At 55.0% G+C, this 17,548-nt stretch carries 16 protein-coding genes; 2 read left to right on the top strand and 14 right to left on the bottom strand.

From position 1 onward, the window contains the following. Window positions 1-21: 21 nt before the first annotated feature. From fusA to rpsL, 3 genes are all read right to left on the bottom strand, one after another. On the bottom strand, window positions 22-2,151 hold the full coding sequence (fusA, locus tag ABJ205_RS13500; RefSeq protein ID WP_348157443.1) for an elongation factor G: 2,130 nt from the start codon (window positions 2,149-2,151) through the stop codon (window positions 22-24). 105 nt (window positions 2,152-2,256) lie between these two features. After that, the gene (gene rpsG / locus ABJ205_RS13495; protein ID WP_348157440.1) at window positions 2,257-2,727 is read right to left on the bottom strand and encodes a 30S ribosomal protein S7; all 471 of its coding nucleotides are present in this window, start codon (window positions 2,725-2,727) and stop codon (window positions 2,257-2,259) included. 122 nt (window positions 2,728-2,849) lie between these two features. Continuing rightward, window positions 2,850-3,221 (bottom strand): 30S ribosomal protein S12, encoded by a 372-nt coding sequence (rpsL, locus tag ABJ205_RS13490; RefSeq protein WP_007164630.1) that lies wholly within the window; start codon window positions 3,219-3,221, stop codon window positions 2,850-2,852. Between the two features lie 530 nt (window positions 3,222-3,751). Here rpsL and ABJ205_RS13485 point away from each other — a divergent pair. Continuing rightward, a complete protein-coding gene (locus tag ABJ205_RS13485) occupies window positions 3,752-4,858 on the top strand; it encodes a hypothetical protein (RefSeq protein WP_348157437.1) in 1,107 nt (368 codons plus the stop codon). After that, on the top strand, window positions 4,849-5,331 hold the full coding sequence (locus tag ABJ205_RS13480) for a glycine-rich domain-containing protein-like (protein ID WP_348157436.1): 483 nt from the start codon (window positions 4,849-4,851) through the stop codon (window positions 5,329-5,331). The genes ABJ205_RS13485 and ABJ205_RS13480 overlap by 10 nt, the downstream gene beginning before the upstream one ends. A gap of 1,175 nt (window positions 5,332-6,506) precedes the next feature. Here ABJ205_RS13480 and ABJ205_RS13475 read toward each other — a convergent pair. The 11 genes from ABJ205_RS13475 to ABJ205_RS13425 all read right to left on the bottom strand — a co-directional run bounded on the left by ABJ205_RS13475 (window position 6,507) and on the right by ABJ205_RS13425 (window position 17,540). Continuing rightward, window positions 6,507-6,749 carry a hypothetical protein gene (locus ABJ205_RS13475; RefSeq protein WP_348157435.1) on the bottom strand — a complete coding sequence of 81 codons (243 nt, stop codon included), beginning with the start codon at window positions 6,747-6,749 and terminating at the stop codon, window positions 6,507-6,509. Window positions 6,750-6,777: 28 nt separating this feature from the next. Beyond that, window positions 6,778-7,266 carry a GNAT family protein gene (locus ABJ205_RS13470; RefSeq protein WP_348157432.1) on the bottom strand — a complete coding sequence of 163 codons (489 nt, stop codon included), beginning with the start codon at window positions 7,264-7,266 and terminating at the stop codon, window positions 6,778-6,780. A 31-nt stretch (window positions 7,267-7,297) separates the two neighbouring features. Then, window positions 7,298-8,089 (bottom strand): LysR family transcriptional regulator, encoded by a 792-nt coding sequence (locus ABJ205_RS13465; RefSeq protein WP_348157430.1) that lies wholly within the window; start codon window positions 8,087-8,089, stop codon window positions 7,298-7,300. 52 nt (window positions 8,090-8,141) lie between these two features. Continuing rightward, entirely contained in the window at window positions 8,142-8,546 is a 405-nt protein-coding gene (gene apaG / locus ABJ205_RS13460) for a Co2+/Mg2+ efflux protein ApaG (protein WP_348157427.1), read from the bottom strand. A gap of 101 nt (window positions 8,547-8,647) precedes the next feature. After that, a complete protein-coding gene (locus ABJ205_RS13455; RefSeq protein WP_348157424.1) occupies window positions 8,648-9,730 on the bottom strand; it encodes a hypothetical protein in 1,083 nt (360 codons plus the stop codon). Then, on the bottom strand, window positions 9,730-10,806 hold the full coding sequence (locus tag ABJ205_RS13450; RefSeq protein ID WP_348157421.1) for a phosphotransferase: 1,077 nt from the start codon (window positions 10,804-10,806) through the stop codon (window positions 9,730-9,732). Before ABJ205_RS13450 ends, ABJ205_RS13455 begins: the two co-directional genes overlap by 1 nt. Before the next feature lie 11 nt (window positions 10,807-10,817). After that, on the bottom strand, window positions 10,818-11,438 hold the full coding sequence (locus ABJ205_RS13445; protein ID WP_348157419.1) for a 2-hydroxychromene-2-carboxylate isomerase: 621 nt from the start codon (window positions 11,436-11,438) through the stop codon (window positions 10,818-10,820). 352 nt (window positions 11,439-11,790) lie between these two features. Next, window positions 11,791-13,305: a SulP family inorganic anion transporter gene (locus ABJ205_RS13440; protein ID WP_348157416.1), complete on the bottom strand. Its 1,515-nt coding sequence runs from the start codon at window positions 13,303-13,305 to the stop codon at window positions 11,791-11,793. 378 nt (window positions 13,306-13,683) lie between these two features. Next, window positions 13,684-14,865 (bottom strand): mannonate dehydratase, encoded by a 1,182-nt coding sequence (uxuA, locus tag ABJ205_RS13435; protein ID WP_348157413.1) that lies wholly within the window; start codon window positions 14,863-14,865, stop codon window positions 13,684-13,686. 13 nt (window positions 14,866-14,878) lie between these two features. Next, window positions 14,879-16,132, bottom strand: coding sequence for an Nramp family divalent metal transporter (locus tag ABJ205_RS13430; protein ID WP_348157410.1), 1,254 nt, complete (start codon window positions 16,130-16,132; stop codon window positions 14,879-14,881). A 190-nt stretch (window positions 16,133-16,322) separates the two neighbouring features. Beyond that, on the bottom strand, window positions 16,323-17,540 hold the full coding sequence (locus ABJ205_RS13425) for an aminotransferase class I/II-fold pyridoxal phosphate-dependent enzyme (RefSeq protein ID WP_348157408.1): 1,218 nt from the start codon (window positions 17,538-17,540) through the stop codon (window positions 16,323-16,325). Window positions 17,541-17,548 lie beyond the last annotated feature (8 nt).

Raw genomic sequence — 17,548 nt, 5'->3', positions numbered from 1 at the left:
CCCATAGATTGTGTTGCCTGCTTAAGCAAGCTTCTCCTTAACCTCGAGAGCAACACTCGCAGGCACTTCGTCGTAGTGCGAGAATTGCATGGAGTATTGTGCACGGCCCTGACTGAACGAGCGAAGCTCATTCACGTAACCAAACATATTGGCCAGTGGCACCATGGCTTCAACGGCTTGGGCGTTGCCCCGGCTGTCTGTACCTTGGATTTGACCACGGCGGCTGTTGAGGTCGCCGATAACATCACCCAGATAATCCTCAGGGGTCACCACTTCAACCTTCATGACAGGCTCAAGCAATTTGATGCCGCCTCGTTCAGCCGCTTCGCGCATTGCACCTTTACCACAGATTTCAAACGCCACAGTGGACGAGTCGACGTCGTGATAGGCGCCGTCTGTGAGGTGAATGGTGAAGTCGATGATCGGGAAGCCGATGAGATAGCCGCTGTCGGCTTGCTCACGGATACCTTTTTCAAGGCTCGGGATGTATTCCTTCGGAATGTTACCGCCTTTGATGGAGTCTTCAAAGACGATGCCCTGACCGCGTTCACCCGGAGTGAAGGTCGCTTTGGCGCGGGCAAACTGACCCGTACCACCCGATTGCTTCTTGTGGGTGTAATCGACGGCGATCTCGCGGCCCAAGCTTTCGCGGTATGCCACCTGCGGCGCACCAACGTTTGCTTCAACCTTGAACTCACGCTTCATCCGGTCGACGAGGATGTCGAGGTGAAGCTCGCCCATGCCTTTGATGATCGTCTGACCGCTTTCGTGGTCAGTCGTCACACGGAATGAGGGATCTTCAGCAGCCAAGCGGTTGAGGGCAACGCCCATCTTCTCTTGGTCAGCTTTCGTCTTAGGCTCAACCGACAGTTCGATCACGGGATCTGGGAATTCCATCCGCTCAAGAATGATCGGATTGGCCGGATCACAAAGCGTGTCACCCGTGGTGGTCGCCTTCATCCCTGCCAATGCGACGATATCGCCAGCAAACGCCTCTTCAATGTCCTTACGGTCATTGGAGTGCATTTCGAGGATACGGCCGATCTTTTCCTTCTTGCCCTTAACAGAGTTCAAGACAGTGCCCTTAGAAAGTTCACCGGAATAGATGCGGGTAAAGGTAAGCGAACCCACGAACGGATCGTTCATGACCTTAAATGCGAGAGCCGCAAACGGCACTGCATCGTCGGATGCGCGCGAATCTTCTTCGTCGCTATCAGGCAGAACACCCTTAATCGCGTCCACGTCGAGCGGGCTCGGCATGTAATCGACAACCGCGTCGAGCAGAGGCTGAACGCCTTTGTTCTTAAACGCAGAGCCGCAAAGCACAGGAACAAAGCTCTGGTTGAGCGTGCCTTTACGGATCAAGCCTTTAAGCGTTGCCGCATCAGGCTCTTCACCTTCAAGGTAAGCTTCCATCACATCGTCGTCTTGCTCAACAGCAAGCTCGATCAGCTTCTCACGGTATTCCGCCGCTTCGTCAGCCATATCCGCAGGGATATCGCCGTAAACATACTCAGCACCCAGATCTTCGTTCTGCCAAGTGATCGAACGCTGGTTCACAAGGTCAACAAGACCGGTGAGGCTGCTTTCGATGCCGATTGGGAGATAGAGAACTGCTGGCGTTGCACCAAGACGCTCGATGATCGAGTTCACGCAGTACTTAAAGTCTGCGCCGGTCCGGTCGAGCTTGTTGATAAAGCACATCCGCGGAACTTTATACTTGTCCGCTTGACGCCATACCGTTTCAGACTGTGGCTCAACGCCGGCAACGCCGTCGAAACAGGCAACCGCGCCGTCAAGCACACGAAGCGAACGCTCAACTTCAATGGTGAAGTCAACGTGGCCTGGGGTGTCGATGATGTTGATGCGGTGCTCTGGAGTTTGACGTAGCGCTTTTGGATCGCCTTTTGGATCCATGCTCGGATCTTCTGGGTTCCAGAAACAGGTCGTCGCAGCAGACGTGATCGTGATCCCGCGCTCCTGCTCTTGCTCCATCCAATCCATCGTCGCAGCACCATCGTGCACTTCGCCGATTTTGTAGGATTTACCGGTGTAATAAAGGATACGCTCGGTTGTGGTAGTCTTACCAGCATCGATGTGAGCCATGATGCCGATGTTACGATAACGCTCCAGCGGATATTCGCGGGCCATATCTAATTCCTTGGGTTTAACAGAGGCGGAAGAGGTTTGCGCCCCATACAGTTACAAGTGTGACAACCCCAAGACATGGCCTTGAGGCTGTCCACAATCATCGAATTACCAGCGGTAGTGCGAGAACGCGCGGTTAGCATCCGCCATGCGGTGCGTATCTTCACGCTTCTTCACAGCATTGCCGCGATTGTTCGCTGCATCCATCAGCTCACCTGAAAGACGCGCGCTCATGGTGGTCTCTGGACGCGAACGCGCCGCACCGATCAACCAACGAATGGCAAGTGCCTGTGCACGCTCATCACGAACCTCAACAGGAACCTGATACGTTGCACCGCCCACACGGCGTGAGCGAACCTCAACTTGCGGCTTCACATTACCCAGCGCATCATGGAACAGCTGAACCGGATCGGTTTTCGCCTTAGCTTCAACCGCATCAAGAGCCGTGTACACGATGCCTTCTGCAACGGCTTTCTTACCGTCAAGCATAAGGTTGTTCATGAATTTCGACAAAACCTGATCACCAAACTTGGGATCCGGCAAGATTACCCGCTTTTCGGGCCTACGACGACGTGACATATTTCAAAACTCCTTCGGAGTGCGGCACCGGCCCCCTCCTCCCATTTCTTCGCGCCTTTCCACCTGCAGAGTGCATCCAAGGTGAAAAAGCCGCGCGGGAGAAGAACACCGCCGCGTCAAACTTATTTCGGGCGTTTGGCGCCGTACTTCGAGCGGGATTGCTTGCGGTCCTTGACCCCTTGCGTATCGAGAACGCCGCGAAGGACGTGGTAACGAACGCCGGGAAGGTCGCGAACACGGCCGCCGCGGATCAGCACAACAGAGTGCTCTTGCAGATTGTGGCCTTCGCCCGGAATGTAAGAGATGACCTCACGTTGGTTGGTGAGGCGAACCTTGGCCACTTTACGAAGCGCCGAGTTCGGCTTTTTCGGGGTCGTCGTATAGACGCGTGTGCAAACGCCGCGCTTCTGCGGGTTCTGCTCCATAGCAGGGACCTTAGACTTGGCCTTCTGCGGAGTGCGGCCCTTGCGGACCAGCTGGTTGATAGTTGGCATATGTACTCTTCACCTAAATTGGCGCTTATCGCTTTAAGGATGAAGAGAAAAAGGACCGTGCAAGAAAACCGTTCGTCCTGAGCCTGTCGAAGGGCGAACCCCACGCCAGCGGACCGACCGCAATGCACAAGCCTGAAACACTCCACCCAAAAGCCAAAAGCCCCGGATTACTTTGCCACCCCATTTACCACCATTTACCATGGAGGTGATTGGGAGTGCCAATGTTCAGCTGTTGTAATGTGAGTTGGGGGAGCGCAATTGCGAGCCCTGCCCTCAGATCGAGGCGCGCTTAGGGGGAATTTGGGGTGGGGTCAAGGGACTGTCATTCAATTCTCGTTAGAAAGACTTGAAGAAAAGACACGTCAGGCTAACACAAGACACAGAAACGGAGGGCCAAATTGCATTACCGCCTTGCTCTGGGAGTCTCGACCATTGAACAACATCAGAGGATCATAGAGCTCTTCCCGCCAGAACTCACACAGGAAGAGCATACTTCGCACCTACATCAAGTAAGTGAACACCTAAGCATATTGATCGAAACAATCCCTCTGTTCAATCTTAACAAAGAAGACTGGATGAGACTAAAAGAAGAGCTCAAGCCCGAATTGTTAGTCCACATTCATTCTGGTGCGAAACTACCTGAAATGGATCGAGATGCCCAATTCGGGATCTGTTCTAGCTGTATTTGGCCCGAAATCTACGAAGGCAAAGTGATAGGGGAGACAAAGGAAGCCCTCGGCCAGAATAAGAAGTCGAGACTTAACTTGTTTGCCGACCAAGTCGACTGGCAATCAGTGTATCACTCATTTGGCCACAATGAATCGCCATCATTCAGTTGGGATCAAGTCTATTTTGCCAGCGAGCGCGAACTAGAGATGATATCCTCTAATATCAGGGCCGATCGTCAAACCACTGCCCTTGCGCAGCGGCTAAAGTCGACCCCGACCTTAGAAGAGCTGGCGAATTGGCATGCAATCCCGCTCTTCTCACCAATTATGAACAATCAGTTTCAGATCGCGTGCAATGAAGCCGAAAAACAAGCCCTTAACCGTCATTTTGACGCTCAATTGGCCTTTGCGCTGGGCTTGGCTGCTTACGAAATTGTTCACCATAGAAGCTCAACCACCTCAAGACAGAGCGTCAAGAAAACAAAGGCGGAGATTGTTTTTAAGAATGATTTGGAAGACAACGTCGATGAATTTTTGAGATTTTTGGGATCACGCCTGCCTGAGAAGTCTTTGATGATCATAGAAAAACGAAAAGGCAGCACACAGCTTGCCCTAAGATTAAGCGACGTTGATGCGCTGCTTCTTCAGGCGATTATAAATTCTGGAATTTATCAACATCTGGAGAGAGATTTTCTGCATGATACTCAACCGCAAACCAACCAATCGGCCCGTTCTGAGATATTGGATGCTAGTTTTGACATAGATCTTCTGCGTGTCCCAATCAAAATAGTAGACTTCGCCGACGATCTTGTATCCATAGGTGATGGCATTGGTGGGCGGCCAAGTGGTCGAGCTAGGTTATTCTACGATCTGAAGAACATCTGGGAGGACGAGACACGCATAAGTTCGCTCAGAGATCTAGTTTCGGAAAGTAGTAGCATTTATAACGAGTTATCTAGATGTGGGTAGCCGAGCAGCAGTTCGCCGAAGTCACTCGCGAGATATGGGCTTTAGATCTGGAGAATGTGATATACTCGCTTACTCATTGCCCTGATGGCTTAAGATACCCTCGATTTCAGGTTATGGAGGCCTTGGAACTCTACAAAAAATTCTTAGCATTGAAAGTCGCATACCGACCCGCAAAGGTGGTGCCATCCAACTCAGTGGATTTAGTCTGGCATTCACATATTATTCTAACACAACAGTATACCGCTGATTGCCAGCGCATTTGCGGCTATTACCTTCATCATGACCCTCTTTTCGGTACCCGGAATGATGAAGAAATCCAAGAGTATAGGTTACAGAAGGAGTGGACCAAATCGGCAATGCAGCACCACTTTCAAATTTCTGGAGAGGCATATACTCAGTGCATCTTGTTAAGCCATGCAGAGCTTCAACAAATGGCATTCAAGCACTTGGAAGAAAGACGCAATTTTGAATGAAAGACCTGATGAGAACCGCGTCTTTGCAAGCGTGAGCCCTAAGCAATCCACCGGGATAAGCATAGTGGCTATTAATCTCGCTGGAATTCTCGGGTGCACGAATATTATCGCAAACTCACCCGATCTGGACCGAACGCTCTTTGTATTCTTGATACCCATCTGGCTACAAACTGTTGGCGCCTGTATCGCAGGCGTCGGCCATTGGCTAGAACTAGAAGCTTCGAAAAAGGAACAGCAAATCAACCTCGCGTTACATTGCGCGGCACGCGCGATCAGTAAGGTGTCTGCTAGAGAGCATCCGGACGATGATCTGCTGATTGCTGACATGCTCAGAATTGCAATTGTCCAGATTTCAAACCGTAACCACGGTTTCGATACACTGGCAGATGGTATTGAGGTTTGTACAACTGAGCTAAGGAAGGCTGAACGGTGTTCCCAAAAGTTAACTCTAGTCAGAACATGCTGTTTAGCATTCGCAATATTGCTGTTCCTAAGTTCAATCGGAGCATTGACGTATTATTCTTTGAATGGGGTCAGGTTCGCCTAGCCGATTTTCCTACACGCCAACAATCTACAATATCCCCCGGTACTTAGTTTGTTTTCGCCTTCAAGCGCCGCGCGCGGGCGCGCTTGCGGTCGGCTGGTCGCCGACCGTTCCATCGCCCCCCGCCCTCCTCGCGCCAAGGCCTCCCCTCCCCTAAAGTGGAGAGGGATTGGGTTGCGCCAATACGGCGCGCAGCGCCGCAAGAGCGACCGCCCGCCCGCAGCGGGGTCGAAGCGTAGCGCAGGCCGTCTAGCGAGGACGCTCGCCCGGATGGGCGAGCATGAGACAGACAACTCCCATTTTCTTACCCGCCAAAATTGTGATCAATACGCTCGGGCTATGCCCAACCTCCCCGTCCCCACTCGCAAAATCCCTCACCAAACGATCAGCCGCGTGGCCTTTGAAACTCAGCCGCCTGAACCCGGCAATCCGCTGCTTGCGTTCCAGCCCTATATCCACAAAAGGCCGCGCTCGAATTCGATCACTCCTGATCTTCAGCGCGAAATTGTCGCTCATCTGGCGGCGACGGGAGAACTCTCAACCACCCCAGAACTTTTTCGCCCTTGGACACTGTATCAACTGTGTCAAAACTTGCGAATAACATCGCAAAAACACAAGCTTGCGGGAAAGTTCAATCCTCGTCCTCAAACACCGCCAATTCATGCGGTTGGAGGTTGCCCATTATGCCGTAAGCGGCGGTCTTGATATCGCTTTTGAGGATATTGCCCGGATTGCCTGCAACAACGCTGCGCGAAGGCGCATCCCCGGTGACCATGGTTCCCGCCGCGATGACGCAGTGGTCGCCGGCAGTCACTCCGGGAAGGTTATTCCCTAGGCGGGCAACGTACAATTGGGTGCGGATTGTCTCGAGCATGGTGTTCTGTATGAACCCCTAGCCGCCCTCAATCAGAGCGCAGCTTGCCGTACCAATAGACGTCGCACATGCCAATATGGGTTGCCTCATGCTCGCGCAAATGCGCCTCCCTCGTAAAGCCGAGGCTTTCAAGAAGGCGCACCGACGGCGTGTTGCGCGTGTCGACTTCGGCGGTGAGCTTGCGTGCGCCTTCGGACCAGAGGTGATCGATAAGGGCTTGGCTGCACTCACGGGCGATGCCCTGCCCTTGGGCGTGCATAGCGACGATATAACCGATCTCGAACACGGGGCCGTGGGTTTCATCTCCGCCATGCCCGGGCACAGCGACAAAGCGGCCCGCGACCTCGCCGCTGGCGCCGACTGCGATCCATGTGCGGCCCGGCCACTCGGGCGCCGCAAACCAATCCCGCAGCTCCTCTTCACTCTCGAACTTGGGGCGGGTGAGGTAGAGGGCCTGCTGCTCATCCGCCATGGTAGGGAACATCGCCGCCGCATCCTCGCGCCTTAACGAGCGCATAGTGAAACGGGGCGTCGTTAAGGTCGGAACCTCAACCATCGGTCAGAAATTTGACCAGCGCCTTCACCTTTTTTGATCGCCATTGCGGCACCGGCGCGACAAGCCAATAGGCGCGCTTGCTTTCAACTGGTTCATCGAGCTTTTCCAGCCGCCCATCCGCCAATGCCCGCTCCACCAAAGCAAGCGGCAGAACCGTGCGGCCCATGCCGGCAAGCGCTGAACTCATGGCCTGCCCTGCACTGCTGGTCTTGACGCAGGCTTTGACATCCTCGGGCAGCCCCGCCTCTGGCCAGTCAATCCACGCATCACGCGCATCGGGAGCGGCAACGCTCACCTGCAAAGCGGGCGCAAGTTGCACGCCTTCAAGCTCTCCCGGCCCGGCAATAAACCGGATCGCAAGGTCAAGGTTCGCCTCGGTAAAGTCCGAAGCTTCATCCGGGGCCAAGATATATTGCACGCCCGGTGTCGATGCCTGGAAGGGAGCAATCCGAGGAGCGAGCCATGAGGCATAAAATTCGCGCGGCGCCGCAATCGTATAGCGGTCACTCGCCTGCCCCATCTGCATCGCCGACACGCTCTCTTCAAAACGCAAGAACCCTTCGCGCAATGGATCAAGCCCAGCCTCACCCTCAGGTGTCAGCTCTAACCCCTTGGAAGTGCGCCGGAACAGCACAACGCCAAGATGATCCTCAAGCGCGCGTATTTGTTGCCCGACCGCAGCCGGAGTCACAGCAAGCTCGTCCGCTGCCCGTGTAAAGGACAAGTGACGCGCCGCAGCGTCATAAACGCGCAAGGCGTTCAAAGGGAGATGTGTGCGTTTCACGAAAAGCGATTTAGGTGGCCAATGGGCTGACCGCAAGCTTGGTTGAGAATCTTTAGCGTCCGTCAGCCGTTTCAGGCGCTGCCAATGGGAAGAACGGGATGCGCACCTCCATCGAAGAACCATCCGATTTTGAGAAGGTGTAAAACCCTTCCATCGATCCATGCGTCGTAGTGAGAGGACAGCCAGACACGTAATCGTGGCTTTCGCCCGGTGAAAGCAGGGGTTGTTCGCCAACCACACCTTCACCATCGACATGATTCACCATGCCGCGCGCATCGGTGATGCGCCAATGTCGGGTAAGAAGTTTCACTTCTTCGTGAGAACCGTTTTCGATGCGGATATGATACACCCAGAACCACTTACCCGCCTCAGGATGCGATTGCTCCGGCAAAAAATTGACCGCGACGCGCACGGTAATGCCTTCAGAAGTGGCTGCGTGTTGGAAAAGTTCTTTCATATCGTGTCCCAAAGTAGCGAGCGCTTTTCCCCCTCACAAGGGACTCATTGCAGAAAATCTCCTTAGTCTTCGATGAACACGAAATCCCTATCAGCGGTCCGCTAAATCCCCTCAAGGCCCAGCGGTGCATAGTCGCCAAGGATGAGCTGTTCAAAGACGCCAACCCCTTTGGCATTTCCTTTATCGTCCTCAATCCGGCAGATCATTTGCACATGGCGATTGTCGAACTGGGCGGGGTCAAGACTGTCCAACTCATAAGCCTCACGCTCCACCTTGACCGGGCCGTGGTGGATGCCGTGGCCCCACACGGGGTGCGTATAGCCAAGCCCCTTCATCTGAAACCGTTCTAGCGGGACTAACGTCAATTCCTGCGGTGCGCCTTGCGGGCTTATACCTGAAAGCACGCCGCCTGCTGGCCAGCGGCTTCCGGCCTGCGTTTGGCTTGAAAGGCTTGCGGAACCTTCGATGATCTCGCCCGCGCTCGCTCCATCGGGAGCAAAGGCGGCGCGCGTGTTCCACGCATTGCCGTGGGCGTCCGCATTGATGTGAAAGAAGAGCGAGCCGTCTTCCAGATTGATCGGCGTCCACTGCCAGAAGAATTGCAACGCCTCATGTCCCGGATTGGGTTGAGGATCGCGCGCGCCCACCGGACGTATACCCCAGCTGCGATCGCGCGTGCCCATGGTCCCCTCCGCCAAATCCTCACGCACGCCATCAAGGGTGATCCAGCCGGTGAAATGGCCGTTCTGGGTCATTCGGGTGTAATCCATAAAGGCGCGTGAGCCGATGCGGTGGATGAAACGCGGTTCTTCGATGGGGAAAGAGCGCCCGGTAAACTCAAACTCGCCCGCGATGCCGTCTGTTTCTGCAATGGTCACACGCAAGGCTTTGAGCGGTTCGATCACTTCAATGCTGATGGGCCCGACTTTAAGAGACATGCGCTCCATGCCGAGTTCACAGCTTGCGTGGAGCGAGTGTTGAACCCCATCGCGGATGAAGCTGAAATGTGCGTCCGCCACATTAAGGTGGGGGTACACTCCGAATGCGAGTGCGAAAAACCCGGTACCGTCTTGCGCATAGCCATTGAAGAAATAGCGGTCGTAGAAATTCCGGTCCGTGCCCGAAAACGCGATGGGGTCAGGCGTTTGATGGATGGGATATTCGTCGCCGTATGAAAGGGTCATTATGTCTTCGCCTTTTCCAGCGTTTCAAGGGAACCGTGCTCATGCGCGAGCGTGCAGGCCCCGCGCACCATGGATAGAAAATTGGCATCACCCCGCTCGGTCCGTTCAACGAAAGCGGCGCTGAAAACACCTGTCGCAATGCCGCTTAACGAGCCAATCAGATAATCTTGCCAGATACCCTCGTGGGTAAGCACAACCCCGTTGGCGGCCATTTCGGAAAGATAGAGGTCAAGCATCTCACCTTCATGTGCGCGGCGAAGTTCATTGCCGATCCCGGTACCCATAAAGTAACCGATGTCCGTCATTCCATTGCCCACTGTAACGGTTTGCCAATCGAGGATGGCGATGGGTTCGCGACCGTCCTTGATATCGAACAGCATATTGTCGAGCCGAAAGTCGCCGTGAAGCAAGCATTGCGGCGGTTTGGAAGGTATACTCCAATCCGCGAAATGCGGGGCAAAGTCTTGGCATATTTCCATATATTCCGGCTCAAGCACTTCGGCATAGCGCTCGGCAAAAGTGGCTTGTGCATGCGGATACATGGCGGCGATTTGTGCAGAAACAGGCTCAGGTGTTTTGAGCCAGTCTTTGCCGATGATATCCCCGCGCTCCCAGCTTGAAGCGTGGATTGCGGCGGCTTGGCGGATACCGGCGCGCGCGTCTTCGATCGTGCACCCTGCAATCTGATTCCCGCCGCGTGAAGGCCCCAAGTCTTCGAAGAGGAGAATGAACTCACCGCCATCTTCGCTGACCTCGCAAGCATAGGTCCGGGGGAGCCGCGCGCTTAGATGAGGTGCGATTTCACCGTAGAAGCGCACCTCTTTTTCATAAAGGCGCATCATCTGGGCCGTGCCGCGGCTGGTTTCGTCTTCGGCTGCGAATTTGGCGGCCAGGGTAGAAACCTCGCCACCATCGTGGGTTAGCGTAAAACGAACACTATCCCCCACTTGTCCGGTGCCAATCGGCATCCAAGTGACCGATGCGACCTTGCCAAGCTCAGCTGTATGGCTGCGCGCCAAAGTATCATTGAGCCAATCAGGTGTTACCTCATTGGGATGTGTTGGAAATCCCCTCATAAAAAGGGATGCTAGCCCTTTGCCAGCTCCTCTTCAATCTGGCTAAGGCGCTCTTTGCCAAAGAACATTTCAGTATCGCCGCCTTTTGGGCCCACATACATGGTCGGAATGCCAAAGGCACCGCGATCAACCGCGTGGGAAGTGTTGGCGACAAGGCCGTCTTTCACTTCCTGAGATTGGCTGCGCTCGAACAAGTCTTTCGCGTTAAATCCGGCCGCCTGAACAGCTTGGCCAAGAGCCTCTGGGTTAAGCACATCGATGCCCTCTTCCCAGATTTTGGTAACCAGGCCATCGACGAACTGCACCCCGCGACCATCTTGATCCGCTGCATAAAGCATGCGCTGCAAAGTGATGGAGTTGAATGGAAATTGCGGGTGCATCTTAAACTTGGAGAGACCATGCTTGGAGACAAAGCGGTTCATCTCAAGCATGTCGTATTCGACCTTACCCCTTACATCCTTGTTCCGGATCATCGGAGGCGCATTGCCAGTGAGTTTATGCATCCCTCCAAGGAAAACCGGCGTCACATCAAGCTCCGCCTCAGTGCGCGCGACAACGTCTCGCAGAGCTCCCCAGATCAAATATGCATTGGGGCTCACAAAATCGAAGATTAGCTCAACGCGGTCGGCCATGGTGTTCTCTCCTATGCTCATTTTGCAGCATGGCTTGCATGGGACGGCCGAATTATCAAGTCTGTCTTCCAGACGAAGGGACAATGCGCGCGCGCAATCCAATCACATGGTGAACCGCGTGTTAAGTTCGTTTCGCTTCAATTTTTTAGGATCAATTTGCAAAGTCGCACCATGTACCGCCTATGGGGGTATGGGCTGATGGCCTGACGAATGTCGTTCCGACCGCCCGCTATGGTTGTTCCCAAAAGGGGTCCTTCCACCATGCGGCGGATGTGCTTGGGAGCCGGTGTGCTGCGTTTATGCGCAGCGCTCCGGCTCTTCGCATTTGGGGCCCGTCAATAAGGCGCGCGCGTTAGTGCGGTGCGAGGCCCAATTCCAAACCGGTGCGGTCTTCTAACGCGAATTGATCAAACAAGTCCGCGCTCGCGGCATTCAGCCCCACAACCCGCGTATGCCGGCCATTGCGCCGCATCCGCTCAACCACTTTTTCAAGCGCGCCAATCGCAGATATATCCCAAAAATGCGCTTTAGAGACGTCGATTACAACGTTGTGGGCGGCATCTTCATATTGGCTTTCTGGGCCCAGCATGTCTTGAAATTTCTCAACGCTGGCAAAGAAGATTTCGCCGGTGACAACGTAAACCGCGCTATTCGGACGGCGCACGCGTTCGACTGTGAAGAGCTGTTTGACCTTCTGCGCAAAAAAGATGCCTGAAAGCAGAACACCGATCAGCACACCCATGGCCAAGTCATGGGTCCACACAACGACAACAACCGTCGCCAACATCACAACAGAGCTACTGGGAGGATGACGGCGCAGATTGGGGATGGAGTTCCAGCTGAACGTACCAATGCTGACCATGATCATCACCGCGACCAATGCAGGCATCGGAACTTGTCCGACATAGGGGCCCAATACCGTTAGCAAGAACAACAGAAACGCACCGGCGGTAAAGGTCGACAATCGCCCTCGCCCGCCTGATGCCACGTTGATCACCGATTGCCCGATCATCGCACAGCCGCCCATGCCGCCAAAGAATGCCGCCACGATATTAGCAACGCCCTGACCTGCGCCTTCGCGCTGTTTGTTGCTGTCCGTATGGGTCATATCATCGACAATCTGCGCCGTGAGAAAGCTCTCAAGCAAGCCAACTGCCGCCATTGTTGCCGAATAGGGAGCGATGATCCGCAAGGTTTCCCATGTCAGCGGAACATCAGGGAAGGCAAAGCTTGGAAGGCCGCTCGGCAACTCGCCCTCGCCTGCGACATTGTTGACCGGAAGCCCCCAATAGACTGTGGCCGCAGTCAGCAGAACAATCGCAACAAGCGGGCTTGGGACAACCTTTGTGATGCGGGGGAAGCCATAAATGATGGCAAGTCCGCCGAGCACCATCGCCCATGTCCAAGGACCAACGCCTTCATTACCGGGCATCAACTGAGGCACCTGCGCCATGAAAATCAAGATCGCGAGCGCATTGACGAAGCCGGTAATCACGGACCGGCTGACGAACTGCATCAACAAATTCAGGCGCAAAACCGCCGCAATCCCTTGGAAAACGCCCATAAGGATGGTCGCGGCGAAAAGGTATTCGACCCCGTAATCCCGCACCAAGGGGATGACCACCACGGCCACCGCAGCCGTCGCTGCTGAAATCATGCCCGGACGCCCGCCCGTAAAGGCAATCACCATCGCAATCGCGACGCTGGCATAAAGGCCTACGCTGGGATCAACGCCCGCGATGAGAGCAAAGCCGATTGCCTCCGGGATAAGCGCAAGCGCCACCACAATCCCTGCAAGGATATCAGCGCGCGGCTGCGCGAGCCAATCACGGCGAAAAGTGTCCGCGAATGTAGCGGTCTGGGTCATTGAAGCGGTGTCCTGATGTCTTGGCACGGCATAGTTTATCTTGCCGCATAAAAGAGTGCCTCGCCGCCTAGGGGTTTATGCCGCGATGCACAAGATGGGGGTAAGGAATGACCGCCTTGATGCAGCACGATTGGATGAACCAGTGGCGCCTATTGGGGTGGAAAGCGGAAGAAAAAGGGACTCGACTTCGGAGACCGGTTGGCCGCAAGCGTTCAACACCAGCAATCACTGGCTTGTCGAAAGCGAGTCCGGGCAAGCCAGATCAACCTTTGCTTGCTAACAGCAGATACTCTGCAATCGGCCCACTTTGAGCCATGGCTTTTAGGCAGGGACTGGGAATGAAAGTGGACAAAGTCCGATCTCGGCAGATTAGGCCGACTAAGCAGATGAGGCCAAAGCGCGGATAACACCGCGTATTTCAGCAAGGCCTTTCATTCTCCCGATCGCCGAGTAGCCAGGATTGGTCTCCTTGGAGATATCGCCCATCATCAAATGGCCGTGATCGGGTCGGATGAATATCTCACGGTTCGTGGCTCGCTCATTGGCAAGCAGATTGCGGATCACGCTGAGCATGTCGATGTCGCTGTCCAAATGGCTTGCTTCAATAAATGTGCGTGGTTCCTCAGGGTCGCGCGAAACGCCGCGCAAATGGGCAAAGTGTATTCGATCGCGGTAATCGCGAGCCATTTGCGGCAGATCATTGTCGGGCCGGCTGCCAAAAGTGCCGACGCACAGGGTAATGCCATTTGAAGGGCTCGGTTCAGCCTCAAAAAGCATATCCAGATCGGTTGGTGTACAGATGACCCTGGGGAGTCCAAACATGCTCCATGGTGGATCGTCGGGATGGATCGCGAGCTTCACATCAAGCTTCTCAGCGGCGGGCAGCACACGCTTCAAGAACTGGACGAGATTTGCGCGCAGTTGATTATGGCTAATCCCGTTATAGCGCGCCAGCATCGCGCGAAAATCGTCTAGCGAATAGGCATCTGTCATCTTGCCTGGAAGCCCGGCAATGATCGTGTTGGTTAGGCCAGCGACATCCTTTGCTGACATGGCTTTGAATGCTGCGCTTGCACGGGCAATCTCGACTTCGCTGTAGTCCGCCTCTGCACCTGCTCGTTTGAGGATGAAAAGATCAAATGCTGCAAAGCGGTCCTGATCAAATTTCAGCGCATATGCGCCGTTCGGAAGTAGGTGTCGTAGGTCTGTTCGCGTCCAATCAATAACCGGCATGAAGTTGTAGCAGATGGTCTTGATACCCTCTGCCGCCAGGTTGCTCATGCTTTCGATCCATGCATGGACATAGGCTTCACACCCGGGCGAAGCGATCTTGATGTCATCATGAACAGGGATGCTCTCGACCACCGTCCAGTGCAGAGTGGAACCCGCCACATTGCCTTGCTCGATCAGTGCACGATGAGCAGCGATACGCTCGCGGGGCCAACGTTCACCGATCGGGATATCGTGCAATGCGCTCACGATATCAGTCGCGCCTGTTTGGCGTATGTCTTCGAGACTGACCGGATCGTTCGGCCCAAACCAACGCCAAGATTCGCGCATCAACCCTGCTCCATCAAATCATGCCCAATAGGCCCTGAAAGCCCATATAGCCGGTTACGAGTGAGAAGAGGAATATCGCACCAAGCCCAGCATTGGTCATCGATGAATGGCGATATTCACCCATCAGGTCAGTGCGATTGCCGAGATAGAGAATGCACGCAACCGTCACCGGCAAAAGCGCAACGTTGAATGCCTGGCTCAAGATGAGGACCAAGACTGGTCTTGCCTCGAAAAGAGGTACGACAAGCCCAAGGAGGGAAATGATGCCTACGAATAGGCGGTATTTCCAGATCGTCATGTCGCGCGGCGAGCTGCGAAAATCGCAAATGAGCCACGGAATGAGAATAAGGTTCGGGAACTGTGACGAGACGCCTGCCGCGATAATTCCGATGGCAAAGATTGAGACGGCCAGCGGTCCAGCAAGCGGCTCAAGCAATCCAATCATTTGCGATGCCCTGTCGAGCGCAATGCCCTCTACGAACAGGCTCCCCGCAGCGGCCGCCATAATCGATGCACTGATGACGAACATCATGATCGCAGCGAATGCCGCATCGCGCCGTTGTTGTTTGTCCTGTGCGATCGTCCAGCCTGCTTCCTTCACCAAGGTTGTGCGCATAATGAACAGCCCCGAGAAGATCGTGGTGCCGACCATCGATGCGATAAGCAGCATAGGTCCCGCCTCGCTTGAACCAGTATCTGGCACCGTTGGAATTAACCCTGCGGCCATCGTCGAGACTGGTGGCATGAGGATGAAGAAATTTAGCACGAAGCACACGCCCATCACGGCTACGACCACAGCCAAGATGCGTTCAAAAACCTGCGTGTGGCCGTTCCAGAATATGAAATAGGCTACGGAGCAGAAAAACGCTGCCCAATAGAGCGGCTTGATGCCGCCGGAAACGAAGGTCTTTGACCATTCAAAGCTGATCTCCGCCACTATCCCCATCACGCCCATCAGGCTTGCAAATACGCCCAAGCCAAGGGCCGCGATGAAGAACAGCCCGACGGCTGGGTGAATATGTTTGCGAAATGCCTCGAGCGCTGTCTCACCCGTGACCAAAGTGTAACGACCATATGTCGCAACCATCAAATAGGTCGCGGCGCAGGAGACCAAGACCGTCCATAGCAGCGCCATGCCGAAGTTCGCACCTGCCGAAGCCATGGTCGTGACGCTGCCGGTGCCAATGTTAAAGCCAACGAGGAAAATTCCTGGAAGGAACAGGGCGAGCTCTGCCTTCCAGCCCTGCGCGCTGCTTTCGCCAGTCACCGTTCTGCTCCCAAGTCCGCCATCTTAAGCCACCTCTCCATGAATTGAATAAGGACAGCTGCTGCTCTTGTCTATTAATCTTGGGAGCAGGGGAAAGCGTCGCTATCCAACGTCCGCAATTGGACCGGAAACGGTCAGGCAGCCATCATCCAAGTTAGCTACGCTCACTGCGTGTGAAGGACCCAAAGAGTTAAACCCCAGCCCTCACCAGCGCTTGATCCATATCCTCAACGAGGTCTTGAACATCCTCAAGTCCCACATTGATCCGCAAGAGCCCTTCCGTCACACCCATTTCAGCGCGCCCTTCCTCGCCCATATTGGCATGGGTCGTGGACGCCGGGTGGCACATCAGGCTGCGCGCATCGCCGATGTTGTTTGAGATGTCGATCAATTCCAGCGCGTCGAGGATTTGAAACGCCCGCTCGCGTGTTTGAACATCGAATGCGAAGATTGGCCCGGTGGCATCCATTTGCTTCGTCGCAAGATTATGGCACGGGTGACTGGCAAGGCCCGGGTGCTGCATTACTCCGCCCGCTTTCACCACTCGCGGCTCCAAAAATTCGCCGAGCGCCACTGCATTGCGGCTTTGCTGATGCGCGCGCAAGGACAGCGTTTCCAAGCCCTTGTGCACGACCCATGCGTTAAAGGGTGAGATGTTGGGGCCAGTGTTGCGTTGGAAGGGAAGGAGCACCTCATTGATCCATTCCTCGGTCCCGCATACCGCACCTGCTAGCACGCGACCTTGTCCGTCCATCAATTTGGTCGCGCTGTAAGCGACAACATCTGCGCCAAATTCCATCGGGCGCTGAAGCACGGGTGAGGCAAAGGCGTTGTCGACAACCGTGGTGATACCGTGTGCCCGTGCGACATCGCACACATGCTGAAGGTCAACGATATCAAGCGTTGGATTGGCGGGGCTTTCGAAGAAAAACACCTTGGTGTTGGGCCGGATCGCCGCTTCCCACTGCGCATTGTCCGCGCTGTCGATGACGCTCGTTTCCACACCAAAGCGCGGCAGGAGATGATCCACCAGCCACCGGCATGATCCAAACGCAGCGCGCGCGGCGACCACATGATCGCCTGCGGAAACTTGGCACAAAAGCGCCGCCGTCATCGCCGCCATTCCCGATGCCTGAGCACGGCAGGCTTCGGACCCTTCCATAAGGGCAATGCGCTCTTCCAACATCGCCACGGTCGGGTTCTGGAGGCGCGAATAGGTCATGCCCTCGGCCTCGCCCGCAAAGCGGTCAGCTACCGTTTGCGCATCGTCATAGGTGTAGCCAGAGGTCAGAAACAGAGCCTCGCTCGTCTCGCCATGTTCGCTGCGCCAAGTGCCGCCGCGCACGGCTTGGGTTTGAGGGCGCCATTTGCGCGTTGCCGCGCGGTCCATTCCTGTGGTCTTTTTCATAACCTGCG

It is taken from the genome of Erythrobacter sp. (genome assembly GCF_039988855.1).
In the GTDB taxonomy this organism is placed as follows: domain Bacteria; phylum Pseudomonadota; class Alphaproteobacteria; order Sphingomonadales; family Sphingomonadaceae; genus Erythrobacter.
Note: the sequence above shows the minus strand (reverse complement) of the source record. Positions and strands in the feature narration are given on the sequence as shown.

Bases quoted from the DNA above. Each gene is read 5' to 3' on its own strand.
- fusA (WP_348157443.1), bottom strand. From the start codon at position 2,151: ATGGCCCGCGAATATCCGCTGGAGCGTTATCGTAACATCGGCATCATG.
- rpsG (WP_348157440.1), bottom strand. From the start codon at position 2,727: ATGTCACGTCGTCGTAGGCCCGAAAAGCGGGTAATCTTGCCGGATCCC.
- rpsL (WP_007164630.1), bottom strand. From the start codon at position 3,221: ATGCCAACTATCAACCAGCTGGTCCGCAAGGGCCGCACTCCGCAGAAG.
- ABJ205_RS13480 (WP_348157436.1), top strand. From the start codon at position 4,849: ATGTGGGTAGCCGAGCAGCAGTTCGCCGAAGTCACTCGCGAGATATGG.
- ABJ205_RS13475 (WP_348157435.1), bottom strand. From the start codon at position 6,749: ATGCTCGAGACAATCCGCACCCAATTGTACGTTGCCCGCCTAGGGAAT.
- ABJ205_RS13470 (WP_348157432.1), bottom strand. From the start codon at position 7,266: ATGCGCTCGTTAAGGCGCGAGGATGCGGCGGCGATGTTCCCTACCATG.
- apaG (WP_348157427.1), bottom strand. From the start codon at position 8,546: ATGAAAGAACTTTTCCAACACGCAGCCACTTCTGAAGGCATTACCGTG.
- ABJ205_RS13455 (WP_348157424.1), bottom strand. From the start codon at position 9,730: ATGACCCTTTCATACGGCGACGAATATCCCATCCATCAAACGCCTGAC.
- ABJ205_RS13450 (WP_348157421.1), bottom strand. From the start codon at position 10,806: ATGAGGGGATTTCCAACACATCCCAATGAGGTAACACCTGATTGGCTC.
- ABJ205_RS13445 (WP_348157419.1), bottom strand. From the start codon at position 11,438: ATGGCCGACCGCGTTGAGCTAATCTTCGATTTTGTGAGCCCCAATGCA.
- ABJ205_RS13440 (WP_348157416.1), bottom strand. From the start codon at position 13,305: ATGACCCAGACCGCTACATTCGCGGACACTTTTCGCCGTGATTGGCTC.
- uxuA (WP_348157413.1), bottom strand. From the start codon at position 14,865: ATGCGCGAATCTTGGCGTTGGTTTGGGCCGAACGATCCGGTCAGTCTC.
- ABJ205_RS13425 (WP_348157408.1), bottom strand. From the start codon at position 17,540: ATGAAAAAGACCACAGGAATGGACCGCGCGGCAACGCGCAAATGGCGC.